The organism is Bacillus sp. FJAT-25509 (assembly GCF_001420605.1).
GTDB lineage: Bacteria > Bacillota > Bacilli > Bacillales > Bacillaceae_G > Gottfriedia.
This window is the reverse complement of record NZ_LJIZ01000038.1, coordinates 20,576-46,200: the sequence shown is the minus strand read 5'-3', so window position 1 is coordinate 46,200 and position 25,625 is coordinate 20,576. Positions and strand designations below refer to the sequence as shown.

Sequence of the window (25,625 nt, the reverse complement as noted above, 5' to 3'; positions counted from 1 at the left end):
AGGTACTCTTTGTTTCCCACACTCTTTCTCCACATTAGCAAGTATTCCCAAATGGAACAAATAAAAAAGAAGAAAGCACTTAAGGCTCCCTCCTTCTCTAAAATGATGCAAAACCTATAAAAAATAAGACAGAGGATTAACACTCTGTCTTAAAAAACATTTCTTATTATTTAAAATTATCTATTGCCGCTCTTTCTATTGCCAAACCATTGGTATAACGTTTCATGAATAGCTCAAATCCCTCTACATCCTTTAAGTCTGGAGATATTGCTTTACCTGTTTTTTCAATAAATACTTTGTGGTTTAAATAACCTTCAAGCATTTCATTGTCTGCTTTGTTTAACATATAGGATGCAAGTAATGCAATCCCCCATGCTCCTCCTTCTCCTGCTGTCTCCATAACCGAGACTGGAACATTGAGAGCAGCGGCCATGATTCTTTGTCCAACAGCTTCAGTTTTAAACAAGCCACCATGACCTAGGATTTTATCCAATTTCACTTCTTCCTGTTTGAGAAGTATATCCATCCCAATCTTCAATGCTCCTAAGGCTGTATATAAATGAACACGGATGAAATTAGCCAGATTGAATTTGCTCTCTGAAGAACGGACAAACATTGGACGGCCCTCTTCGAATTTAGTCATATGTTCTCCAGAAAGATAGCCGTAAGCTAGTAAACCGCCACAATCCGGATCCCCTAGAAGAGCTAAGTTATACAGAATTCCATATAACTTATTCATATCAACATCCTTGCCTATTAGTTTTGAAAATTCATCAAACAAACTAATCCATGCATTTAGATCGGAAGAGCAATTGTTGGAATGGGCCATTGCGACCAGATTTCCATTAGGTGTAGTAACAAGGTCAATCTCCGAATAAACTTTTGACAGTTCCTTTTCCAATACAATCATTGCAAATACAGAAGTTCCCGCTGAAACATTACCGGTTCGCTTAGCTATACTGTTAGTTGCGACCATACCAGTTCCTGCATCACCCTCTGGCGGACAAAGTGGGATTCCTCCTAGTAGTTCTCCTGTAATATCTAGTAGCTTTGCTCCTTCTTCTGTGAGGTAGCCTGCTTTTTCACCAGCTACCAAGACCTTTGGCAGAATATCTTCTAATTTCCATGGTAAATTATGAACTGCAATTAAAACATTAAATTGATTAATCATGTTTTGATTGTAGTTCCTTTTAATCAAGTCAATTGGAAATACACCAGAAGCTTCACCAATTCCTAATACTTTCTGTCCTGTCAGTTTCCAATGGATGTAACCAGCAAGAGTTGTCTGAAAAGTAATATCTGCAAGATGTTCTTCCTGATTCAATATTGCTTGATATAGATGAGCGATACTCCAACGCTCTGGAATTTGATAGTTAAATAGTTTTGTCAGTACTTTTGATGCCTGTTCGGTAATATTGTTACGCCAGGTACGAAATGGGGCCAAAAGCTCTCCCTCTTTACCAAAAACCATATAGCCATGCATCATTCCACTAAATCCAATACCTTCCACTTTTTGTAGTGTGACGCCATATTGATGTTTTACATCATCTGCCATCTTTTTATAACTGTTTTGTACACCCTGCCATATATCCTCTTCACTATATGTCCATAGATTGTTGATATATTTATTCTCCCAATCATGACTGCCTGAAGCTATCGGTATATGGTCTTCTCCTATGAGTACTGACTTAATCCGCGTTGAACCTAGTTCTATACCAAGAACTGTTTTACCACTTTGAATTTCTTCTCTTCGTTTGAGACTCATTATACTCACCTCCAGTTCTTAATTTATTAACTCTGTATTTCCAGAAACCTTTAAAACTCCCTTTTTAGATTGAGATTCTAAGAGAAAAAATAGAATTTCTGAAAGTCTATTAATCTATCTATAAATAACTTCATTCCAGCGTAATTCGTTATTAAATGCCTCCGTTTTAGTATCTTTGTTAATTACAACCAGCTCAATTCCAGTCAGTTCAGCAAAATCTCGCAGCTGTTCGGTTGTTACTTTGTAAGAAAAGCTAGTGTGATGTGCTCCTCCTGCTTGGATCCAATTTTCAACAGCTTGGTTTAAGCTTGGTTCGGTTTTCCATAACACTCTTGCAACCGGTAGATTTGGCATCTCTTTTTCTGGCTGAACAGCTTCAACTTGATTAACAAGTAATCGAAAACGATGTCCAAGGTCAATTATAGTTGCATTTAATGCGGAACCGCCTCTTCCATCAAATACAATTCGAGCAGGATCTTCCTTGCCACCAATTCCAAGTGGGTGTACCTCAATTTTTGGACGAGTTGCGGAAATTGAAGGGCAAACTTCGAGCATATGTGCACCAAGAACCATTTCATTTCCAGGTTCAAAATGATAGGTGTAGTCTTCCATAAAAGAAGTACCTTCGTTTCCAGCTATAATTTTCATCAATCTGACAAGTGCCGCTGTCTTCCAGTCACCTTCACCTGCAAAACCGTATCCTTGTTCCATTAAACGTTGAACTGCTAGACCAGGAAGCTGATTCATACCATGCAAGTCTTCAAAAGTGGTAGTAAATGCAGTATATCCGCCTTCTGTTAGAAAAGCTTTCATACCAAGTTCAATTCTAGCTTGGTAACGGATTGAATCGCGGACTGGACCTTCAGTCAGTCCTTCGGGAGTAATGTCATAATGCTGCTCATATTCAGCCATTACTTGGTTAATTTCTTGTTCAGTTACATCATTCATTCGTTGAACAAGATCGCCTACACCGTAACCATTCACTGTCCACCCAAGCTTGATTTGCGCTTCAATCTTATCCCCTTCAGTTACTGCAACCTGACGCATATTATCACCAAATCTCGCAACCTTAAGATTTTTACTTTCCTCGAATCCTACCGCAGTTCTCATCCAACTGCCGATTCGTTCTCTTACTTTTGGATTCTCCCAGTGACCCATAATAACTTTTCGCTTAATTTTCATGCGCGATGCGATAAAACCATGTTCCCGGTCTCCATGGGCGGCCTGATTCAAATTCATGAAATCCATATCGATTGTATCCCAAGGTATATCACGATTAAATTGAGTAGCTAAATGCAGATAAGGCTTTTGAAGTGATGAAAGGCCCGCAATCCACATTTTAGATGGTGAGAATGTGTGCATCCACGTTATTATTCCTGCACAATTTTGATCAGCATTTGCTTCTAGCATTAATTTGCGGATTGAATCTGAATCTTTTAATACTGTTTTAAAAAGCACCTTATATTGGACACGAGAATCATCTTCCAACCCATTTACAATCTTTTTTGAATTCTCTTCCACTTGACGAAGTACATCTTCTCCATACAATAATTGACTTCCAGTTACGAACCAAAATTCATAGTTTTTTGTAGATAACAATGTAAATCCTCCTAAGTAAATAAATGATATTTATCGAAAATAACAAATTAAGAATCAATCCAGTATTAATAATTCCACCTAGTTACTTTTGTCCATAATAGGCATTTGCTCCATGTTTGCGAAGATAATGTTTATCAAGTAGAAATTGGTCAATGGCTTTTATTTGAGGGTTTAGGATATATGTGTTTAATGCCATTTTGGCTACTTCTTCTAATACAACGGCATTATGTACCGCTTGGTTAGCATTTTTCCCCCAGCTAAATGGAGCATGACCTGCTAGTAAAATACCTGGCATTGCAACAGGGTCAAGTCCTTCATTTTTAAAGGTTTCAATAATGACGTTACCTGTTTCATGTTCATACCCTCGGTCAATTTCTTCCCTGGTCAATGCACGAGAACATGGAATCTCACCATAAAAATAATCCGCATGAGTCGTACCAAGTGCAGGAATTCTTCGCCCTGCTTGAGCCCAGCTTGTAGCCCATGGTGAGTGGGTGTGCACAATTCCACCTATTTGGGGAAATGCACGGTATATGGCTAGATGTGTAGGTGTATCTGAAGAAGGTCTTAACGAGCCTTCAACTATTTTTCCGTATAAATCTAATACGACAAGGTCATCTATTTGTAAATCGTCATATGGTACACCACTTGGTTTAATTACGACCAGTCCTGATAGATGATCAATTCCGCTCACATTACCCCAAGTAAAGGTGACCAAACCATGTTTTGGAAGCTGAAGATTCGCTTCCAAAACATCCTTTTTTAACATTTCTAACATCATGGCTCCTCCTTTGTATTAGGCAATATTTGCCATAATCAAAGTGATTTTAATCGCGAGAACTCACATTTGCTTTTTTATACAAGTTCCATTCTTACTTACTATAAAACTCGAGCTCAGCAACATTTCCATACCCACCATTTGGGCTCACATATCGGATATAACGATAGGCTGTTTCTCCGGTTAACTCTGTTACGTTCCATCCAAGTTCAGGTGTTGAAGTAATCGTGTACAGATCAACAAATCCATCAGTCGATGAAGTATTAGAACCTTGAATTTTTCCTCCTACCATTCTTCCTGTATAGCCTGCACGCGGGTAGTATCGTATTTCTTTTAACACACTTTGCTTACCTACTCCCAAGTCAATTCCTGTGATGCCACCATTCGCTTGACTGTAGTCATAGAAGGTATTGATATTTCCATCAAATGCTTTATCAAATTCCCCGCCTGGTGCCCACGGCGGATTTTTACCAAATGGAACTCCTGTTACTTGAACTAGCTGATTCGTTATGTTTACGACCATTTCACTTACAACTCCAGATCCATCGGCTGCTGTAGCTACAACTTTCACTTGACCGTTTTTACCATCCTTATTTGCAGATAACAATCCGTCTGAAGAGATAGTAGCTAAATCTGTTTGTGAACCGTTCAAGTTAAATACGGACCACTTAACATTCTGGTTAGCATTTGCGGGAATAACCTGCGCTTCCAACTGCAATGTGCCACGGTTGGTCCCAATTGTTTTCTCTCCATTTTTTCCGGTTATTATAATAGTAGATACATGATCAAAAAGGTCGATTGAATAAACGTTATCTTCAAGATTAACCGATTCTCCGTTACTTTTGCCTAATGTTATATTTGATGTAGAGACATAAGTTGTTAACTTTTCATTTTCCTTAATTTTCATCTTAATTTTTACTAAATCACTTACTTGTTTGAAATGCCCTGGGGCACCTTCTAAAACAACATCCACTACTCCTGACTTTGCTGACTTATTAGTTGAAACCTTAATTTTACTATTAAGAGCTTCGGCTGAAACAAAATCCATCAATTGAGAATCATAGTTTAGTTGCATCTTAACGGAGTGAATGTTATCTAATAAATCGTTAAGAGAATAAATAAGATTAAAAGAATCATTTACTTTTAATGAATTTGGCCCGTTTACTGATAAGACTGTTTCCACTGTTTCCGTCGGCGCAATCTCAATTTTATCGATATTCGGAGCGTATTGTTCATAATCCGGTGACTCTGTATCGTTATAGAATCGAATTGAGTTAGAACCTTTCTTAAGTTCTACGTCAAATACTATCGATCTAAATGTTTCCCAACTATAGGTACTTCTAAAGTAAGTTTTTTCACTAGCTTCACCATTAATGCTAATGTTTGCATGTCTTTCCACGACGTTAGCATTATAATCATGATTGCCTTTTTGTTCATTATTTGCATAGTGTACAATTAGTTTATACTTACCACTTTTTGGAACGACAATATCGTTAAACTGAAGATAATTATCGGCACCTTTTCCTATTAAACCAACATAGTTATTACCTGAAGCATATGGGCCTTCTTGTACTTTAGCTGTACCCGCAATTGTATTGCTCGTTTTTTCAGCCTCAATAACCTGAATTAGTTCCTCTGTCTTCCTTGGTGCCGCTTTTACCTCTAGATTATCGATATTAAGATTACCCTTAGTATTCTTTAATTCTATTAAATTGATTCCTGCTTTTAGATAACGGATTTCCGAATGGGTATTCCAATCACCATCTGCACTTGAACGTTCTAACTTAATATCCTTGACCTTATTACGATCCACATAATATTCTACATTGCTTGATGAACTATCTGTTGAGTACTTAAAGTTCGTCTCATAATATCCATTTTTCTCAACGTTCACAACAAACATGACTCCTGTTTTACCCTCTTTTGATAAGTCAAGATAGCCAGTTCCGCTATAATTATCAAGCTTTGAGTTTACTTCACCATTTGTCTCAGCATATTCCGCTTCGTACAAATCAGTTTGAGGAACTACCTCACCCTCATACTTGCCAGCCCTTGTAAGATCAATTCGATCAAGAAGAGCTACTCTTGTTAAATTACCATCCTGCATTACTGGCATTCCAGAGAACGAAAGCGTATGTTCACCAGCTTTTAAATCTAGGTAAACTTTTTTGATTCCAATAAATTTAAATCCAATATTAGCCGGATAAACAATTTCAGTTGCTTCTCCGTTATCAACTTTAAATGAGTGTTTAGCTGTTTTTCGTCGATCAGCAATCGCTGCCTCAGGGCCTAGCGGACCGTTTCCATAATAAACATCCATCAAGTATTTTCCATCTTCAGGTATATTGACTTTAAATTTCACACTGCTATTTTCATCATCAATGCCACCAACTTGTTTGCCGCCAGAAGTCGGCCATTCAATATAGGCACTGCTATTTTCTAGGTCATATACACTTGCTTTTCCACTTAGTTGTGCATTTTCTGCTTCATAGATTTTTTTCCATGGTTGATTTGGAAATGTTGTTTTTGCAGTTGCTGGGGTCACAATCGCTTTATAAGCTGACATATTGTGCATATTTGAAACAGGAACAATTACTTTCCCATCAACAACAGGGTAATCTTTTTCATGTACGACTACTGGATTACCTGCAGCACCATCAAATCCAGTCCAAGCACTTTCCCAAATCGTTACATGTACAGAATCACCAAATTCCTTGTGCTGATTGAATCCTTTTAACACAAGGTCAGCACTACCATTAATACCGCCAAATACGACTTGTGATTGTTTTTTCGATTGATCAATTGTAGCAATGCCTTCTAGTCCTATTGCATTAGCATTTGGTGGAGTTACTTGAACCGTTTCTTTTCCCTTCATTTCACCTGTCCATTTATAAAGCCACCATGCTCCATTAACTTGATTATTTCCTACAACCAAGTCGTTCAAATTATCAGCCATATGCCAATAAGGTAATTCACCAAAAACTTTACTTCTTTCAAACTTTGCAAGAAATTGCAAGAGGACGCCTTGATTAGATGGATCTCTTGGACGAGCATATTCATTAATATTAATTTCAAGCGGTCCAATTCCTAACTCTTTTTCGATTGAACGAAAATCATCATATCTTGCGTTCCATCCTGTGAAGAAATTATCTCCTAATTCATGCCAAGTTACGATATCTGGTAAAACATTATTCTCTTTAGCAAACTTAAAGAAATTACGATAAACTGTGCTGTTATAACTAGCAAAGTTTGGTCCTGCAATTTTCGCATCTGGATGGAGTGATTTTATTTTCTCAACGACAGTTTTCCAATCTGAGAAAAAACGTGCTTGTGCTTCAGAATTCATACCGCCATACCAAATTTGATCTGGTTCATTGAAAGGTACATAAACAAAGGTATTTTTATTAGAATTCGCAACAACTTTTTTCACAATCGTTTCGACCTTATTCAAATAATCTGGTATACCAGTAAATTCGTATGGCCACTTCTCATAAAAATCTTGTAAATAGATTTGTATTTGCTGACCTCCCGCTTCAAGGAAATAGTCTGAAATCTTTAAGGCATCACCATTTGGATGTTGCAATCCGTCTGGGGCTTTTTGGACTGCTGTATTTGGCTTAAGTGGAATAATCGTGTTAATGTCAGGAACGTTTGGCTCACTCATACCATATAAGAAACCAGCCCCTCCGTTTAACATCTTTCCATTTTCTTTAGATAAATCAACTACTAGCTGTGGGTCTGTTGCTGCTGATGTCTTTACTGGAGAAAAGCTAAATCCGCTGCATATTAAGATTGTACAAAAAAGACAGGTAACGATTTTTTTTAACATTCATTTGTCTCCCTTTTTATTATTTTTACAATCAAAATCTCCACGGTGTAAGAACTCGATGAAACTTACCAAATATTTTGCAAATTAACGATTCTTTAAATTGACCTCAAATAATCTAGCAGCATTCCTTTTTGGGATTTTAACTGTTAATGTCCCACTATGTTTGTTCCATTTGTAGTCAACATCCCCTTTTGATGGGTATGCTAATTTAACTTCTACTTCTCTATTATTTAAATGGTTTAATGGGATCAAATAGTTTTCCTCACTAGAATCCAATCTCCAAACTGCAATAAAATTCTTATCGTCGTTTCTTAATCCAAAGCTCATCCAAGAATCGCCTAAATTAGGTATACCTGTTGGCCAAATTGGAGTACTAGTTACAATGGATTGACGAATTGTTTTATAGTACTCAATTCCTTCTTTAACTAAAAGGAACCGTTCTGGACTGATTTCAGCTAAATGGCCACTTTGATGAATTCTTAGAAGTAAGCTATTGATCATATTAAAAATAACTTCCTCATCGTCTCCTTCTTTTAACGGATATGACCACACTGCACACTGTTCAGGTGTTACTAAGGAGGCAGCAGCTGCAGCAATTGCACCATTCTTTAAGTAATCTGTTTGATCACTACTGGATTGTAGACTATGCCGACTTAGTAAACTATAATCCATCCGCATACCGCCGCTACTGCAGTTTTCTATTACTAAATCAGGATATTTTGTAAATATTTGATCAAGCCAACTTAAATAAGCTCGGTTATGCTCAAGTAAACCGTCACCCATTGAATCCGCATGATAATCTGTACCCACTCCAGCATTAATGTTATAGTCCATTTTGATGTAACCAACACCATACTCGGATACTAAACGATCAATTATTCCGGTTGCAAAATCTCTTACCTCGGGATTACGATAATCTAATTGATATCTAGAATGATCGATCACTCTCTTACCATGGCGTTGAAAAAACCATTCATCTGGTACTTTACTTGCAAGTGGACAATTGATTCCCATCACTTCTAATTCTAACCAAAGTCCAGGTACCATCCCCATGCTCCGAATATAATTTAAAACCTCTGTTATCCCATTTGGAAAACGCTCTTTAGAAGGGATCCACTCACCTACTCCATCCCACCAATAACCATCTGAATACCACCCACAGTCGACACAAAAATATTCACAACCAGCAACAGAAGCTGCCTCGATTAGGGGTAACAATTTTTCTGTCGTTGGATCACCGAATAGACAATTCATATAATCATTAAAAATGACTGGAAGATGTATATTATCATTATTTGGACGACGGATTCTTCTACGATATGACGTTATTTCTGAAATGGCTTTTTCTGTTCCACCACTAGTAGCTCCAATTGCAACAGGTACAGAAACAAAGGTTTCTCCTGGTATTAGCTCTTTCCACCACTGATTCTCACTTTCTGTAGGTCCACTTAACAGTAAATAAAGCGAATCCGCAATATCACTTATTTCCCAATGCCAAGATCCATGATGTTCAATTTGCCAAATAAATCCCGTTCCTGTTTCTGTATTTTCTAAAATGGCCATCGGAACATATTGTGATGTTGACCATGTTCCAGTACTAGAATACGCTAATCTTTTCATCGAAAATTCATTCACTTTGTATAGCCCTAAATCGGTCAGTGAATAGTGATGCCATTGTGCTTCCCCATACCATGTGTTATGAGGGATGTGTAACCTCATTTTCTCTTCTCTGTTTTTTAGACCTTCTTTATCGATACCTGTATAAGCGAAAGATGAAACGTATTCGATACCAACCGGTTCATTACCTTTATTAACGACCTCTGTCCAAGTCCTTACAATCTGAATTCCGTTATAAAATTGCATAGTTGAATTCACTACAACATTTGTTACTTCATCCATCAATTCAAACACAAGCTTACGACCGTTTGAATTTACTTTATCCTTAAAATTTTGTAATTTTAAGCGTCTCCCTGGGTTTGTACCCGTATGTTTTGACCCATGATGATCATTTTGATTTTCACCAGAAAAATGAACTTCAACTAGACGATATTTACTTCTTTTTTTATCATCCCAGTTTAAATACTCATTTGAAGGAATAGACGAAAAGTGAAGAAATCTAACATCTTTGTCCTCGGTGACCTCAAATACAAGGTATATTCCGTTTTCTTCAATTTCAATTATTTTCCCAACTTTTTCTATTACTTCTGACATGTTAAAACCTCCTTATCCTTTAACTGAACCAGCCGTCATACCTTCTATCAAGTATCTTTGTAAATAGATGAACATGATTACGATTGGAATAACTGCTAACACAGATGCAGACATGATACTTCCCCAATCTGTAGAATAGAGTCCTTTAAAAAGAGTAATCCCTGGCGTTAACGTACGATGTGCTTCGTCGTTAATAAAAACATATCCAAACATAAACTCATTCCAAGCGTTAACAAATGCAAATAACGCTGTTGCTACAATGCTCGGAATTGAAATCGGCAGGATAATCTGAAATATTATTCGAACTCTTGAACAACCATCCATCTCCGCTGCTTCTTCTAATTCATATGGAATTGAATCAAAAAATCCTTTTAACATAAAAGTACATAACGGGACCATAAACGTTGTATAAGCTAGAATCATTGATGCGTATGTATCCAACAATCCAAACCTTTGCATCAAGATATAAAGTGGAACTAACAATAGAACCCCTGGAATCATTTGAGATAATAGCATTGTTATATTTAGAAATTTAACTCCTCTAAATCTTTGAAACCTGCTTAAAGCATAACCAGCAAAAATCGATACCAATACAGATATAAGTGTTGTAGAAATTGCAACTATTAAACTATTAACAAAAAACGTAATGAACTTTGTATTTACTAGAACATTTTCAAAATGTGAAAAAGTAGGATGTTTGATGAAGAAACTAGGATGGGTAGTACGAATTTGATCAGTTGGTTTTAAGGACGTTACCAACATCCATAGAAACGGGAACACGCAGTAAATCGAGATGACGATTAGCACAATATAAGTCACAATTTTACTCACCAGCATCCTTCTTTTACTCATTAGCATGTTTTATCACTCCTAACATAGATTAGACTCTATTTTTTTTGACATTATAATAGTAATTAACTACAAAAATTGTAATCATAAATCCTATCATCATAGTTGCCAACGCTGAAGCCGATCCAACATCAAATTGTTTCATTGCATATCGATATATCATGATTGGGAGAGTTTCAGTCGCATTAAGTGGCCCACCTTCTGTCATTACCCAGATAAAATCAAAGTTTATAGCTGTCCAGATAAGATGAATAAAGATTAAGACTACTGATACCGGCTTTAATTGTGGCAACACAATTTTAAAAAATCGCTTCATCGCACCGGCTCCGTCTATCGCCGCAGCTTCTAATAATTCTTTAGGAATCGATTGCATTGCTGCTAGTAAGCAGATTGTATAGTAAGGAAAACTTCTCCAAATATTTACAAAGGTTACAGTTAACAATGCGGAATTCAATTCGCCTAACCAATAATACGGTTTATCTAATATCCCAAACTTTGTAAGAAGAAAATTAATAATGCCATAATCTGGGGTTAACATCCATATCCACGTCGTTCCTGCAATTACAATTGGAACAACCCAAGGTATAATGATCAATCCTCTAAAAATTGCTCTTCCTTTTAACTTTTGATTTAAGGCTACTGCTGAAATTAAACCTAAAATAAACTCACCCGCAACAGAAACGACAGTCCAGATCGTCGTGTTAGAAAGGGCCTTAGTAAAATTTTCATCATGAATAACATTTTTGTAATTTTCTAATCCCGAAAAGGAAGTTTTTAAAGTACTAACGAGGTTTTTAAAATGGAAGCTATCCCACACGACATTGATCAGAGGTAATGCAATTAAAGCAAGAAAAAAAAGGATCGCTGGAAATATAAATAAATAAGCTTGAATCATATTCTTTTTTTCTTTTGAAAATCCCCCTTTAACTTTTTCTTTAGTTAATCCGAGTTCTTTATTAACTTGCTCAGTTTCTATGTTCAAGAGTATATACCTCCCTCTTTCGATACGGATGATTGATGATTGTATGTAATAAAAGAGCAAGTATTACTTTTTCTCCTATACAATACTTGCTACTCCTTGAAATAATTTATTTACTGCTAAGTTCTCCTGATTTCTGTAAATCATTATTAATTTGATCTGACAACCATTCAGCAACTTTTTTAGGACTTTCCTTTTGCAATAATGACTTAGCAAGTGCATCTTCCATACTTTTTGTAACGCCACCTAATGAGATTTCAGGATATGTTACACCAGTTGGCGCTAAATCCGTAAAACCTTTACCCCACTGACTATCACTGACAACATCAGTACGTGGTGAGTTAGTTGGACGAATGTTAGATTGCCATTCTTTCCCTAAGATATAGCTTGCAAACTCCCATGTTTCTTTAGGATGTTTACTATTTTTGTATAAATATAGAGGGCTAATTTCTAGGAATGTTGCTGGTTTTTCTTTGTAAGGAGGAGCTGCTACTTTTACATCTTTCATTTCTTTAGGATTTTCTTTTGCTCGATCTTCAATCCATGGCCCGTTTACTACCATTGCATATTGACCAAGGGAGAAGTTAGTATCTTCTTCTTCCCATCCCCATGCTTTAGCATCAGAAGGAATTACACCTTTATCTTGCATTTCCTGGTAAAATTTAAAAACTTCTGTCGCTTTTACAAGTTGCTCAGGATTATCTTTCCAAGTATTTTTAAATTTACCATCATCCATTTTCTCAGCAATCTTTACATCATTTGAAGCTAAGTAGGCAAGTAGCTCTTGTGGTGAGCGCACTCCTGCACCAGCTATACCGAATGCGGATTTACCAGTTGCTTTTTTAATATCGCCCGCTACTTTCATTAAATCATCAAAGGTTTTTGGAGGTTCCTGAATTCCCGCTGCTTTTAGCATGTCTTCATGGTATAAAAGTGCTCGAATTCCTAGATATTGGGGGATGGCAGTTACTTTCCCTTCGAATGTTAGGGCTTTCATTACATTTGGATAAATTTTATCCTTATCAGCCCAATTATTTACATATGGAGTTAAATCGTGCAATGCACCCATTTTGTTAAATTCTCCATACCATTCACTTAATCCCCAGCTTAAATCTGGAGCTGCACCACCACTAATTGCCGCTACTAATTTATCGTGTAGTGCATCAAAAGTAATAACTTGCGTATTAATTTTAATATTTGGGTGTTCATCTTCAAATTTCTGAATTTGCTCTTTCGTTTTTCTCTCTTCTTCAGAACCAGGTGCCCATGAAGCCCAGTACTGCAAAGTCACTTGTTTATTTCTATTTTTATCAGTTGAAGCTTCTTTTGAATTATTACAACCAGCTAAAGTAGTTGAAAAGACGAGTAGCAACATAAAGATTATTGAAAAGTACTTTTTCTTCACCACTATTAAATCTCTCCCTAAGATTTTTTATAAAATAATTACAAATTGCAAGCTCACATATTTACTAGAGTAACCACTTTAATACAAAATGCTAGAATGATGGTTAAGAAATAACTAATGCCAAAACATTAGAAAACTATGTAACTACTAATCTTTTTCTACATAAAACCACCTCCAATGTTGATCATCTTTCAATCATCCCCACTACTTTCTCTAATGATTAATTTTGTTGGAACGGTTACTTTTAAAGGAATTTTCCTCCCACTTATCCGATCGAGTAACAATTTCACTCCTGTTTGCCCCATCTCTTTTGTAAATACTTTCACAGTTGTTAATGGCGTACTTGCAAAACTTGCCATCTCTATATCATCGAAACTGACAATTGCTACATCATTCGGGACTGAAAGATTTGCTTCCTGAAGCGCTTTTAATGCACCAATTGCCATTGGATCACTCGAAATAAAGAAAGCTTCTGGCAGATCTTTTTGTTGAATTGCTTTTTTCATCAATTCATATCCTTGTGACATTGAATATTCACCAATAAACGTATACTTTTGATTATAGATCCCTTTTTCTTTCATTAGATTTTCATAAGTTGTAAGACGTTTGTCTTCGATGGCAACAGTCTCGTTTTTCAAATATTCAATATCCACTCCACCTATATAACCTATTTTCTTATATCCTCGCTCCAATAAATGCATCAAAGCGGTTTCTGTAGATTTTACAAAATCAATTACAATGGAATCATAAAGATCTTCATCTGGGGAATGATGGATATATACTACGTTTTCAATGTTATCGCTTACAGCTTTGAATGCCTTTTCGCTAATTTTTCCAACTATGATGATTCCACCTAAATCTTTAAATAGGTGATTCGATCCAATATCATTCCATCTAAACATGAAAGTCGAAGCTATACCTTGGTTCAGTAATTCCTCTTCAACTCCTTGTCTAATTGTAAGGAAGTATGGATCCGCCATTTCTTCTTCCAAAGTTTTAGAAAGTAAGATTCCCACGCTTATACCTGGTTTATCTGATTCCTGTTGTTCAACACGCCTTTCTAATACTGTCTTATAACCTAAATCCTTTGCAGCTTGTAAAATACGTTCTCTCGTTTCTTCTAAAACTGTAATCTTTTGATCATTATTTAAAACTCTCGAAACAGTAGCTGGTGAAACTTGGGACAATTTTGCTATATCTTTAATTGTAGCCATATTATGAACCTCTCTACGTAATATTTTAGTGATTTTCACTTAATATTTACTAATTTATTTACTTGTTATATTTGTATGTTAACAGATATTGAAAATGCTTTCAATGTATTTTTCGGATTTTTCTAAAAATTTAAACAAAACAATTCATTAATCGCAAAGATTATTCAAATTTTATTGTTAAAAACCACTAAATATAACTAGTAAATTTTTTACCGGTAATTTTTTTCTATTTGGACCTCTTTTGTTCTTTCATTTAATATTTAGTAAATGCAAAAGAAGTAGATTTCCATCTACTTCTTTCTAGTTTAGTAAATTCAAATAATAGATGATCGTCTATCAGCTAAGGTAAATGAAACGACTTAATATGATTTAACCTCAATAAAGTGACCTCTCCACTTGCTACAATTAATTCAATAACACCTTCCTCTACACTCTTGAGTATTCCAATTTTCATTGGATCAATCGCCCCATCAAATACGACAAATTTTCCTTCTTCTTTTTTTAATTGTGTATCAAACAAGCGTGAAAATGACATATTTGCATTTTCAGGTAATAGATTGATTTTTGAGTTATAGGGATTGGCATTATAATTGTATGGTGTTAGCCATTTTAAATGTGATAAAGGGACATACAGCATTTTAAATACTGGTGAATAAAACACGATATAGTCACTTAGAACGTTTATAATATTTCCATGAAATGTGATATTACCTGTGACATAAATCTCTGCAAATATTCCTTTTGCATTTGATAATATTTTACGATAAGAGATCGTTCCAATATCTTCTGCTATTGAAGGTCCAGTAGGTTTATCTATTTTGTCTTTAAAGTTGTTACTAAGACTTACCCTGTGAACGTGAATCCATGGAATATAATAGTATTTTTCCCCATTGTACAATACAAGGACATCTCTTCCATAATCTGTTAGTATTCCTTCAAAATAATTACCACCTGATAATTGTACATAAATTTTTTCTCCAACTAATGATTGTACATCACTCACTTGCATCTCCTCTTTCTAATAGATTGAAATTGTTAATTAGGCGAAAACTAATTGCACCCAATAGTATAGTAGAAACAGTGTAACGATTGTTGTTAATGGAATGACAATTAATGATACATTTAGATAATCCTTCCATTTAACTTTAATTTTATTTTGTTTTAAGATGTGCATCCAAATTAAGGATGCTAAAGTACCTACTGGAAGTAATAACGATCCAATGTCACTACCGATTATATTAGCTAGATAAATTGTCTTTAATGTAATCGGATCAAGTCCCATTTCTGTCAGTGTAATGGTTCCAACCATTAAAGCTGGATGATTATTAAAGAGATTAGATAGGATTGAAACTAATCCTCCCATAATAAAGCTTGCTTGAAATAAGCCTTGGTTTACGATTGGTTCACAGAATTTTACTAAAGCTGCAGTTAAACCAGCATTATGGAGACCATAAATAATCACATACATCGAAAAAGCAAAGACTAAAATATGCCAAGGTGTCTTTTTTAAGATATCAACAGGGCTTGTCCGTAAGTGATACCATCTCCAAGTTAACAAGACGAGAGAACCTAAAACTGCTACATATTGGATCGGTATTCCTAAAAAAGAAGCGACGAATAATAAGCAGCGCATTAGAAAAACAAATCCCAATACCTTTAACATAAATTTTGTTCTTTTTTGTTTTGTTTCTACTGACATTTTCCCTTTTAAAGGATGAAAATTTTTCATAAAAAATGACTCTTCAATATCATCGGTAGACACCGGCAATTGTTTTGGTAATTTATTTCTTAATACCATGTACATTAGCCATGACATAAATAGCAATCCTGTACTTGCAGGGACAAACATCATAGCTGTGTGCATATAAAGAGTCATATGAACAATTTTTAATGCGATTAGATTTACGATATTACTTACACCGATTGGTGCACTTGAAGCCGTGGCAATTAATGCTCCGCTAAGAAGATATGGAATTTGTTGATGTGGTTTTAAACGTAGGTTTTTTAATAGGAGAATTAAAATCGGAGTTGTAATTAAGATGCTGCCATCATTATTAAAGAGTAATGTCATTAAAAAGCATAAAAGCTGGATATACCAGTATAATCTGCGTCCTGACCCTTTTGCTAAGCTTGCAAGTCTAGCAGCAGACCAATGGAAAAATCCAAAACTTTCTAAAATAATCGCCATTACAATCGTTGCGATAATTGTAATAGAAGCTTCACCAATTTTGTGTACAATATCGATTAAATTACTTTTTGTTACGATCCCAGTCACTAAAATAATTACTGCCCCAAATGCAGCAGGCCACGCTTCATTTATTCCTTTTGGTCTCCAAAATATGACTGCCATCGTTAATAGAAATACAGAAGCACTCATTAGAATTTCGAAATTCATAAAACTCACCTTCTTATAAAATATTTTCCAATGAAACTTGTCCATTTAATATATTATTATTCAAATATAGTAATGATGTTTTAGATGATTTCATTATTTTATGGAAGATGGTTGTTTTACCTAAATAATGCAAATGTCCCTTAAAGATAAATAACTATAGTAACAATTGTCCAATGGTGCCCTTAGAAAGAGTACAATGAAAATCACATTTTGTGGATGATCTCATCCGATTTATATTTTTCTAATCATATAGTCTAGAAATTATCTTTTATTCGGATTAATTATAATAAGAGAAACAAATAAAAAAAGAGAAGCTCTAGAATAAGAGCTTCTCAATTAACAAAAGCACACCACAATTGTTTATCTGTCGGTTTAATAATAAACCAAAAACTAAAATTTATTTAAGGCAAATGCACTGACTTAATATGGTTAAGTCTTAAATAAACTACTTCCCCACTTGCGACCGATAGTTCAATTACACTATTTTCAATCGTATTCAGCAAACCAATTTTCATAGGATCATTCCCACCATCAAAAATAACTAGTTTTCCTTCTTCTTTTTTTAATTGAGATTCAAATGAGCGCACAGGGGAGATATTCGATGGATTAATCGGAAAGTTTGCATTATCAATTGAATAAGGTGTTACATTTTGATGATAAGGTGAGAGCCACTTTAGATGAGATAATGAAATATACATCATTTTAAATACTGGTGAATAAAAAACGATATAGTCACTTAAAACGCTTGTAATATAGCCATGAAACGTCAAATTCCCCGTAACATATATTTCCGAGAAGATCCCTCTCGCATTTGTTAAAACTTTCCTGTAAGAAATTGATTCAATCTCATTTGCAATTGAAGGCTCGTTAGGAGTATCTATCTTATCTTTAATATGCTGACATAAATGTACTCGATGAACATGAATCCAAGGGATATAATAATATTTTTGACCATTATATAATACAAGTATGTCTTGTCCTGCATCTGTTAAAATACCTTCAAAACCTATATCTCCAGATAGAAGTACAAATACTTGTCGATCTAGCAATGAATCTATATAACTCACCTTTTCTCCCCCCTTTATAATTTAAAATAAAAACGTTCTCTTCTTATAAAAAGTAAATAATGTTCTGCCTAAATCGTACATTTATTTATTTCTACAGTTTTACTTTTATTCTTTTAATATTTAAGATATGCATCAAAAAAATGTGATTAGTTGATTGAATATGTGAAAAAACATTTAATTTTTACTTTGGAATGGAATCGCTCACTCGATCTTACTTTATTTTTTTGGCTGCTTTAAAGTAGATTATTATTGCTGTGATTGCATTTGCATTTTTTATGGAAAAGAAGTTTGGAACTGGTGCTCCCAATAAAAGTGGTAATCAATCAATGAATGAAGAAATTGGGCGACAATCAACTAATCCCACGAATAATAATAACATTAACATTCCTTGACTGTTTTTACTAAAAAAGTTCGATTGCATCACAATTATGACTCATATACTTGTGTAACTAACACATGCTTTAGTTATACAACGTGAAACATGATCGACGATTTGTCGGTCTATTTTTATTGAACAGAATGGCAGTTCAGTTTGATAAGCACTTCAAAAAAGTATTACAAATTCCAAAATATGCTAAAATTTAATTATCCATTTAAGTAGTTATGAAAATGAATAATACAAACGGGGCGATGACATTGAGAAAGATGGGAATAGAATCTTATTAATCGTGAATTAGAGAACTTATGTAACTAACGCAGTGCTTTAGTTGAACATCGAACGTATGCTAGGGCATTAGGCTCAGCAGTTTTTTATGTCTTTAGAAGAAATGCTTTTATTTAGGTAATATATAAACTTATGCAACAAACGCATGCGTTTGTTGCATAAGTTGGTCGGTTGAAAAGTCGATTCTTTTATTGAGCTAAGCCAGAGGAGGAGTTACTAATGAAATTTATGATGGTTGTGAAGGCCTCAAAGGATTCTGAAGCAGGGACAATGCCAAGTGAGCAGATGGATCTGATGTTTGCTGAGATGAAGAAATATAATGAAGAACTGAAGAAAGCTGGAGTTCTGGTGTCAGTCGGTGGACTCCATCCAAGCTCCAACGGTATTCGTATAACATACCCTGTTCCTGGAGAACCGCCGATCATTACAGAGGGACCTTTCGCTGAAGTCAATGAGTTGATTGCAGGATACTGGTTCATAGATGTGAAATCTCGCGAGGAAGCAATTGAATGGGCGATGCGCGCACCAGATCCACATGGTCTTGGTGAAGGACAGATTGAACTACGCCAAGTATTTGAATAGACCGATAGGCTAAAAATTAGATTAATATGACTGAATAAAAAAAGTCATATCAACGGGTTTATCCTGTACAGGTAAACTAATATTCAGTAAAAAAGTGAAAATCCAGAAAACCTGTTAGAAGGCTTTTCTGGTTTTTTATCGTAAATAGTTAGAAATAAATCAATTGCTGAAAAAATTCTTATCCAACATAATGGAAGATTAGTTGAATAAGGAAGAATTGAAATTTATTTAACAAAATACTGAATTCCCCCAAATTACAAAGGTCGTTAAGTTGATATAATTATCTTAAAGGTGGAATAAATTGAAAAAATCTAACCGTTATTCTAAGTTTGGTTCTAACATTCATAACTGCATTTATCCCCACACACGCAAACGTTAGTTGCATAACAGAAAGGACTGCAGTTCATTTTTGCAGTCCTTTTAATATGAAAAAATTTATACTTTTGGTACATATTGATCACTATGAAGCAGTCCACGATCGTCCTGCCTACCTTTCGGGACCAAATCGAGAAACTGGTATGTGATATTCATCATGTCAATGCCACGTGCGTAAGTGGAGTATGTATGAAATATATTTTCCTCATCATCTTTATAAAAAACACTCGCGCCTTCTCTGTCGGAACTCATTGGATTTTGCATAGTATAGTTATAATATGCTAATTTATTTTCTACTTCGTCTTCTATAAAAGATGCTTGAAAATCATAATTAAAATCCGTGTGTCCTGATGAATACCAGGGAAATGTCCAACCCATACGTTTTTTAAATGCCTCCAACTTTTCTAATGGTCCACGGGAAATACAAACAAAGCTGACATCTCGGTGATTTAAGCGAGGAACCATTCCGCTGTAGTGGTCGGCCCAAAAAGAACAATGTTTGCAGCCTTGATTCCAATTTGGACTGAACATGAAATGGTATACAATCAATTGACTTTTTCCATTAAATAGATCTGCTAATGATACCGTACCGTTCGGACCGTCAAATAGATAAGACTTGCTAACGGCTTCCCACGGCAAATCTCTTCTCTTCTGTGTAAGTTCATCCCTTAACTTGGTGAAATCTTTTTCTTTTTGTAAAAGTTCTTTCCTCGATTCAAGCCATTCTTTTCTTGGCAGAACTTTGTGATCCATAACAACACCTCGTCATATAGTTTTACTCATATGTTCTTTTTTGAGTGGAATTTAAAAGTCACATTTAGACTTAATTCAAATCTCTCACCCGTAAGGTCGAATATTAGTGTACCATATTGTATAAGTACATATTCCTCACCTTTATGATTATTGGATGTATGACGAAAAATGAAAAACTTAATAAATTAAAAGTTGAACAAAACAAGGGTCTATCTTCTATTGGAAAATTAGTGGCGTTGAGTTTGGTTTCTTAGCTCTTCCAAAATATTCGGTATTATCATTTTCGTTAATCAAAAAAATTTTTGGTTAATAAATATAATCTTATTCAACTAATTCAGTGCGACAATTGAATTAGACATAAAATTACCCCATCAACTTTGGAAAGCAATATCTTCCAAGTGCATATACTGTTTCAAATTCTAAGTTTCTTGATTTAATAAAACAATATCAGCGTCGCACCCAGGTTTTAAGTTATCTTTTTGTGATAGTTTTAGCACTTGTGCAGGATTTGAAGTAATTACTTGTAATGCGATTTCTAATGAAATCCCTTCATTAATTACTGCATCTCTCATTCAATGTAGACGTTAGAGAAAAATATTGACCTTAATGACAACAAAAAAAGTAACCCTTCGTACCAACCGGAACGAAGGGTTACTTTTTGTTACAAAATACATGTATTCTTAATCTCTTTTTATATTAATACACATCACGTTGATAACGCCCTTGCTTCTGCATATCTTTAAGATGTGCTTCAGCTGCCTCGCGATCCATCGCACCTTCTTTTTCAAGAATCGTAATAAGCGCTTCGTTGACGTCTTTAGCCATATATTCCTTATCGCCACAAACGTAGAAATAAGCTCCTTTTTCGATCCATTCAAACATTTCTTTGCTATTTTCAAGCATTTTATGCTGTACATAAACTTTTTGATCTGTATCACGAGAGAATGCAGTATCAATTTTTGTTAATACCCCATCTTGTTGATATTTTTCTAACTCGCTTTTATAAAGGAAATCTGACGCTTCATGCTGATCTCCAAAAAATAACCATGAACGGCCAGCGACTTTATTGACTGCTCGTTCCTGGATAAACGAACGGAATGGTGCAATACCCGTACCAGGTCCAACCATAATAATATCTACGTCTTGAGAATCTGGCAGATAGAAGTGTTTATTTGCTTGAACATAGACTGGAAGAGTATCTCCTTCTTTAATACGTTCTGAACATAAAACAGAACAAACACCTTTTCGATCGCGCCCATGCGCAGTGTAGCGTACAGCACCGATTGTTAGATGAACTTCATCTGGATTTGCAGCAATACTACTTGCGATTGAATATAGACGAGGAGTCATTTTTCTTAATAATGAAACAATCTCTTGAGCAGAAGCACTCCATGGACCAAAATCACGTAACATATCAAGTAAATCTCGCCCATAGCAATATTCCTTAAGTTGAGTTGCATTTTCAACCAACACAAGGTTTTTTAGCTCTTCGTTTTCTGTAAATGCAGCTGCCTGTTGTAATATCTTCTTCGTTATTAGTGTAATTTCAAAGTAGGATGTAAGCGCTTCTTTTAAAGATAGTGTTTCACCCTGCTTACCAACAGTAACAACTGCTTCTTCATCCCATTTCATTTCATTTATAAGAGCAGCAACTAGCTCTGGATCATTTGAAGGAACCACGCCAAGTGCAGCACCTGGGACATAAGTAAATCCTGATCCTTTCAATGATAATTCAATATGCCTTGTTTCCTTATTTGAGTCTGTTCCATTTAAATTAATATTTTTAAGAACCTTCGCTTGAAATGGATTGGTCCTTGAATATGGGAGCTGCTCATTTGTAGTATCATTTAAAGTAGATTTCATTACTCGTAACCTCCAAGAATTGTTATATAACTAAGATAACATAGAAGTGGGAAATAATGTATTAACATCTACGACTTTTTTACCTTTTTCGCGCTTTTCTTTAGCCAACCCCCGAAATTTTAAGAGTTCTCCTCTTTTCCTCTGCTTATATAGGGAATTTTTAGATAATATACTGAAAACTGTAGAGGAGAAATAAAATATTAGTAGTATCTAATCTATAACCTATTATAAAAATAGCAGTTACTAATCATTGGGAGGAAAAAACTCATGAAGAGTTTTACGAAGCAAGAAAATAGTTGGATTTTCTATGATTGGGCCAATTCAGCTTATTCTATTATTATTAGCACTGCCGTATTCCCTCTTTTTTATAAAGCTTCCGCTTCAAAAGCTGGAATAAGTGCTTCTGATTCTACTGCTTATTTAGGTTATACGATTGCTATTTCTACATTCATCTTAGCTATGTTAGGTCCAATTCTTGGAACAATCGCCGACTATAAAGGATTTAAAAAGAAGCTCTTTACTTTCTTTTTTACTCTCGGTGTTTCTTTTACTGCAGTACTTACTTTTATTCCTAATGATAACTGGCTTTTACTATTGATATGTTATACGATTACAGCTATTGGCTTTGCTGGTGCTAATGTATTTTATGACGCTTTTTTAGTAGATGTAACTTCAGAAGTTCGTATGAATAAGATATCCGCTCGAGGCTTTGGTTTAGGATATATAGGTAGTACAATTCCATTTATCATTAGTATTGCTATAATTGTATTAGCTCAGAAAGAGATCCTTTCAATTTCAACAACTTTAGCAAGTCAAATTGCCTTTCTCATTACTGCAGTCTGGTGGGGCATTTTTGCAATTCCTTTGTTACGAAACGTTCGTCAAAATTATTTTATTGAACCTGAACAAAATCCTGTATTTAATAGCTTTAAGAGGCTAGGAAAAACATTTAAAAATATCCGACAATATCGTGCCTTATTTATATTTTTAATAGCATATTTCTTTTATATCGATGGCGTTGGAACGATTATTACCATGTCGACAGCATATGGAACTGACCTTGGAATCAGTTCAACAAATCTATTAATTATTTTGTTTGTCACACAGGTTGTTGCTGCTCCATTTGCAATTATTTATGGAAAGCTTGCAGATAAGTTTTCCGGTAAAATGATGCTTTATGTTGGAATCATTATTTATATGTTTGTTTGTATATATGCTTACTTTTTAAATTCTACTTTAGACTTTTGGATTTTAGCCATGCTTGTTGCCACGTCTCAAGGTGGAATTCAAGCTTTAAGTCGTTCATATTACGCAAAACTTGTACCTAAAGAAAAATCAAATGAGTTTTTTGGCTTCTATAATATTTTCGGTAAATTCGCATCGATTATGGGACCATTAATAGTCGGCCTGACAGCTCAAATCACAGGACGTTCTAATATGGGGGTATTTAGTCTAATTATTCTATTTGTAATTGGTATTTTCTTTTTAACTCGTGTTTCTGAACCCCAAAATACAGAAGTAGCTAAAACTACAAATTACTAAAAAGAGATAGGAGGATGTCCTAAAAAGGGCACCCTCTTTATTTTTAACTCTTTGAAGTTTCAAAGGAAAATAGTAATAGTTTTTTCATTTTCATATTCAATAAAAAAATTCAAAATTCAAGAAAAAAATCCACGTTAGCGAAGCTTTCTTCCTTATTAAACTAAAACACTGGGCTAGTTGAACATGCTGTTAAATAAAGATTAAAAAAGAGAGTGTTTGTATGACACTCTCTTCTTTCAATCTATCTTCGATGTTCAACTAAGTCAATGGCACCTAATACAATATGGGCTAAACCAAAACCAAAAACTGTATTGGCGATCATTTTATTCGTTCCTCTTTTTTGTTTTAATGCATAACCAGTAGCAGTTACAGCAGAACCTAAAACTGTTGGGATTAAACCTTCACGAATATTCATATAAGTTTACCTCCACATCGAAGTTTATGATGTAATTTACACCATAATTTTAGTATCGGCTATAATAATTCTATGTATGTAAGTATTCAAAAAGCAACATGAATCTAAGTCCAACTAGGTAATCTTATGAAATTGAAGTCACTAATGAAGAATCTTAAAAAGTTTTAATTTTGAGAAGAAAAAAACCTATCTTACCACAAGGATTAAGATAGGTTTAATTTACAGTATGAACCTAATTCATTACTGGCTCTTATAGAATAATTTTTAAATGTTTCAAACATGATTTTATTGTCAAGGTAGGTATATTTTCTAAACACTATTCCATTTTTAATAAATTACTTTATTTTATTTGCTTCATAAAGATTTATTTGAATAGGCGCTGTAAGGTAATCTTTGGCTTTTTCAGCAAACGCTGTAAAATGAGCACTTGTATTATGTGTGGCTACAGCATTTAAATCTTGCCAAGTTTCGACCATGATGTATTCATTTACCCTATCCGTTTGTTTTGTCAAATCGTATGAAATATTACCTTCTTCTGCTCTTGATAATTCTAAAAGCGAAGTCATTTCCTCTAAAAACATCGTTTCTTTTGCTGAATCAATTGTCATTTTCGCATGAATAATAATCATTATATTTACCTTCTTTTCATTATTTTTTTTATATTATTTTTTATTTTTTATTTCCACTCTGCTACACGTTCAACTGGTAAACGTACAGATTGATATCCTGCATCCACAGCTTTACCTATTGAAATCAACATAACAGGAACATATCTGTCTTTATCCATACCGAATGCTTCTGCAATTTTGTCTTTTTCGAAGCCACCAATTGGACAAGTGTCATAACCATAAGCACGAGCCGTTAGCATAAATTGCATTGCTACCAATCCACCATCAATTAAAACAGTATCTTTCATTTGCTCTGCAGTACTGTTTGCAAAGAAACCACTAAGTGTTTCTAGTTGTTTCTCTTTTACATCTTTTGGCATATAACCTAATTCAACTGCACGACCATATATTTCTTCAGCATAGTCAAAATTATTTAAGTCCCCAAATAGTGCAATCATCGCAGAAGAAGTTTCAACTTGTGATTGATTGAATCGGGCTAATGGAGCTAATGTAGCTTTTGCTTCATCACTTTCAATTACTAAGAATCTCCACGGTTGCATGTTTACTGAAGAAGGAGCTAAAGTTGCCGTTTCTATTATTTCATGCATTTCCTCCACTGGGATTTTAACATTTGAATCATATTTGCGGATTGAGCGTCTTCCTTTTAGAATTTCATTAAAATTATTAGTTAATGTTGTCGTAGTCATTGTTGTATTCTCCTCTTTACTAATT

The 25,625-nt window shown here is 34.8% G+C and carries 20 protein-coding genes; 2 read left to right on the top strand and 18 right to left on the bottom strand.

Annotated elements, in window-relative coordinates; all coding sequences use genetic code 11:
• Positions 1–166: 166 nt before the first annotated feature.
• From AN960_RS22200 to AN960_RS22145, 12 genes are all read right to left on the bottom strand, one after another.
• Positions 167–1,765 (bottom strand): xylulokinase, encoded by a 1,599-nt coding sequence (locus AN960_RS22200; protein WP_056476540.1) that lies wholly within the window; start codon positions 1,763–1,765, stop codon positions 167–169.
• Positions 1,766–1,879: 114 nt separating this feature from the next.
• On the bottom strand, positions 1,880–3,364 hold the full coding sequence (gene araA / locus AN960_RS22195; protein WP_056476536.1) for an L-arabinose isomerase: 1,485 nt from the start codon (positions 3,362–3,364) through the stop codon (positions 1,880–1,882).
• Between the two features lie 82 nt (positions 3,365–3,446).
• Positions 3,447–4,142, bottom strand: coding sequence for an L-ribulose-5-phosphate 4-epimerase (araD, locus tag AN960_RS22190; RefSeq protein ID WP_056476534.1), 696 nt, complete (start codon positions 4,140–4,142; stop codon positions 3,447–3,449).
• 94 nt (positions 4,143–4,236) lie between these two features.
• Positions 4,237–7,971, bottom strand: coding sequence for a CBM35 domain-containing protein (locus AN960_RS22185; RefSeq protein ID WP_056476531.1), 3,735 nt, complete (start codon positions 7,969–7,971; stop codon positions 4,237–4,239).
• 84 nt (positions 7,972–8,055) lie between these two features.
• Entirely contained in the window at positions 8,056–10,182 is a 2,127-nt protein-coding gene (locus AN960_RS22180; protein ID WP_056476528.1) for a glycoside hydrolase family 36 protein, read from the bottom strand.
• Positions 10,183–10,194: 12 nt separating this feature from the next.
• Positions 10,195–11,040, bottom strand: a complete 846-nt coding sequence (locus AN960_RS22175) for a carbohydrate ABC transporter permease (RefSeq protein WP_056476525.1) — start codon at positions 11,038–11,040, stop codon at positions 10,195–10,197.
• Positions 11,041–11,062: 22 nt separating this feature from the next.
• Positions 11,063–12,013, bottom strand: coding sequence for a carbohydrate ABC transporter permease (locus AN960_RS22170; RefSeq protein ID WP_286131779.1), 951 nt, complete (start codon positions 12,011–12,013; stop codon positions 11,063–11,065).
• 106 nt (positions 12,014–12,119) lie between these two features.
• Positions 12,120–13,418 (bottom strand): ABC transporter substrate-binding protein, encoded by a 1,299-nt coding sequence (locus AN960_RS22165; protein ID WP_056476521.1) that lies wholly within the window; start codon positions 13,416–13,418, stop codon positions 12,120–12,122.
• Between the two features lie 188 nt (positions 13,419–13,606).
• Positions 13,607–14,629: a LacI family DNA-binding transcriptional regulator gene (locus tag AN960_RS22160; protein ID WP_056476519.1), complete on the bottom strand. Its 1,023-nt coding sequence runs from the start codon at positions 14,627–14,629 to the stop codon at positions 13,607–13,609.
• A gap of 340 nt (positions 14,630–14,969) precedes the next feature.
• Positions 14,970–15,632, bottom strand: a complete 663-nt coding sequence (locus AN960_RS22155; protein ID WP_082459642.1) for a YwrJ family protein — start codon at positions 15,630–15,632, stop codon at positions 14,970–14,972.
• 36 nt (positions 15,633–15,668) lie between these two features.
• Complete coding sequence (locus AN960_RS22150; RefSeq protein ID WP_056476513.1) at positions 15,669–17,024, bottom strand: arsenic transporter; 1,356 nt, start codon at positions 17,022–17,024, stop codon at positions 15,669–15,671.
• 401 nt (positions 17,025–17,425) lie between these two features.
• A complete protein-coding gene (locus AN960_RS22145) occupies positions 17,426–18,091 on the bottom strand; it encodes a YwrJ family protein (RefSeq protein WP_056476510.1) in 666 nt (221 codons plus the stop codon).
• Between the two features lie 883 nt (positions 18,092–18,974).
• Between AN960_RS22145 and AN960_RS22140 the strand changes: the two genes are divergently transcribed.
• Positions 18,975–19,337: a YciI family protein gene (locus tag AN960_RS22140; protein ID WP_056476508.1), complete on the top strand. Its 363-nt coding sequence runs from the start codon at positions 18,975–18,977 to the stop codon at positions 19,335–19,337.
• Between the two features lie 435 nt (positions 19,338–19,772).
• Here AN960_RS22140 and AN960_RS22135 read toward each other — a convergent pair whose 3' ends face one another.
• From AN960_RS22135 to AN960_RS22130, 3 genes are all read right to left on the bottom strand, one after another.
• The gene (locus AN960_RS22135) at positions 19,773–20,465 is read right to left on the bottom strand and encodes a DUF899 domain-containing protein (RefSeq protein WP_056476505.1); all 693 of its coding nucleotides are present in this window, start codon (positions 20,463–20,465) and stop codon (positions 19,773–19,775) included.
• Positions 20,466–20,884: 419 nt separating this feature from the next.
• Positions 20,885–21,037: an amidohydrolase family protein gene (locus AN960_RS24675; protein WP_156339755.1), complete on the bottom strand. Its 153-nt coding sequence runs from the start codon at positions 21,035–21,037 to the stop codon at positions 20,885–20,887.
• Positions 21,038–21,161: 124 nt separating this feature from the next.
• Entirely contained in the window at positions 21,162–22,328 is a 1,167-nt protein-coding gene (locus AN960_RS22130; RefSeq protein WP_056476503.1) for a sulfite reductase subunit alpha, read from the bottom strand.
• Between the two features lie 267 nt (positions 22,329–22,595).
• Between AN960_RS22130 and AN960_RS22125 the strand changes: the two genes are divergently transcribed.
• Entirely contained in the window at positions 22,596–23,870 is a 1,275-nt protein-coding gene (locus tag AN960_RS22125) for an MFS transporter (RefSeq protein WP_056476500.1), read from the top strand.
• Positions 23,871–24,111: 241 nt separating this feature from the next.
• Here the strand turns inward: AN960_RS22125 and AN960_RS22120 are convergent, their stop codons facing one another.
• The 3 genes from AN960_RS22120 to AN960_RS22110 all read right to left on the bottom strand — a co-directional run bounded on the left by AN960_RS22120 (position 24,112) and on the right by AN960_RS22110 (position 25,600).
• Positions 24,112–24,285, bottom strand: a complete 174-nt coding sequence (locus tag AN960_RS22120) for a hypothetical protein (RefSeq protein ID WP_056476497.1) — start codon at positions 24,283–24,285, stop codon at positions 24,112–24,114.
• Between the two features lie 335 nt (positions 24,286–24,620).
• Positions 24,621–24,914 (bottom strand): putative quinol monooxygenase, encoded by a 294-nt coding sequence (locus AN960_RS22115; protein ID WP_056476494.1) that lies wholly within the window; start codon positions 24,912–24,914, stop codon positions 24,621–24,623.
• 47 nt (positions 24,915–24,961) lie between these two features.
• Entirely contained in the window at positions 24,962–25,600 is a 639-nt protein-coding gene (locus AN960_RS22110; RefSeq protein ID WP_056476491.1) for a nitroreductase family protein, read from the bottom strand.
• Between the last annotated feature and the right edge of the window lie 25 nt (positions 25,601–25,625).

What these genes read in the sequence shown, in the direction of transcription:
- AN960_RS22200 (WP_056476540.1), bottom strand. Translation starts at nt 1,765, where the DNA reads ATGAGTCTCAAACGAAGAGAAGAAATTCAAAGTGGTAAAACAGTTCTT.
- araD (WP_056476534.1), bottom strand. Translation starts at nt 4,142, where the DNA reads ATGTTAGAAATGTTAAAAAAGGATGTTTTGGAAGCGAATCTTCAGCTT.
- AN960_RS22185 (WP_056476531.1), bottom strand. Translation starts at nt 7,971, where the DNA reads ATGTTAAAAAAAATCGTTACCTGTCTTTTTTGTACAATCTTAATATGC.
- AN960_RS22180 (WP_056476528.1), bottom strand. Translation starts at nt 10,182, where the DNA reads ATGTCAGAAGTAATAGAAAAAGTTGGGAAAATAATTGAAATTGAAGAA.
- AN960_RS22175 (WP_056476525.1), bottom strand. Translation starts at nt 11,040, where the DNA reads ATGCTAATGAGTAAAAGAAGGATGCTGGTGAGTAAAATTGTGACTTAT.
- AN960_RS22160 (WP_056476519.1), bottom strand. Translation starts at nt 14,629, where the DNA reads ATGGCTACAATTAAAGATATAGCAAAATTGTCCCAAGTTTCACCAGCT.
- AN960_RS22150 (WP_056476513.1), bottom strand. Translation starts at nt 17,024, where the DNA reads ATGAATTTCGAAATTCTAATGAGTGCTTCTGTATTTCTATTAACGATG.
- AN960_RS22140 (WP_056476508.1), top strand. Translation starts at nt 18,975, where the DNA reads ATGAAATTTATGATGGTTGTGAAGGCCTCAAAGGATTCTGAAGCAGGG.
- AN960_RS22135 (WP_056476505.1), bottom strand. Translation starts at nt 20,465, where the DNA reads ATGGATCACAAAGTTCTGCCAAGAAAAGAATGGCTTGAATCGAGGAAA.
- AN960_RS24675 (WP_156339755.1), bottom strand. Translation starts at nt 21,037, where the DNA reads ATGAGAGATGCAGTAATTAATGAAGGGATTTCATTAGAAATCGCATTA.
- AN960_RS22130 (WP_056476503.1), bottom strand. Translation starts at nt 22,328, where the DNA reads ATGAAATCTACTTTAAATGATACTACAAATGAGCAGCTCCCATATTCA.
- AN960_RS22125 (WP_056476500.1), top strand. Translation starts at nt 22,596, where the DNA reads ATGAAGAGTTTTACGAAGCAAGAAAATAGTTGGATTTTCTATGATTGG.
- AN960_RS22120 (WP_056476497.1), bottom strand. Translation starts at nt 24,285, where the DNA reads ATGAATATTCGTGAAGGTTTAATCCCAACAGTTTTAGGTTCTGCTGTA.
- AN960_RS22115 (WP_056476494.1), bottom strand. Translation starts at nt 24,914, where the DNA reads ATGATTATTATTCATGCGAAAATGACAATTGATTCAGCAAAAGAAACG.
- AN960_RS22110 (WP_056476491.1), bottom strand. Translation starts at nt 25,600, where the DNA reads ATGACTACGACAACATTAACTAATAATTTTAATGAAATTCTAAAAGGA.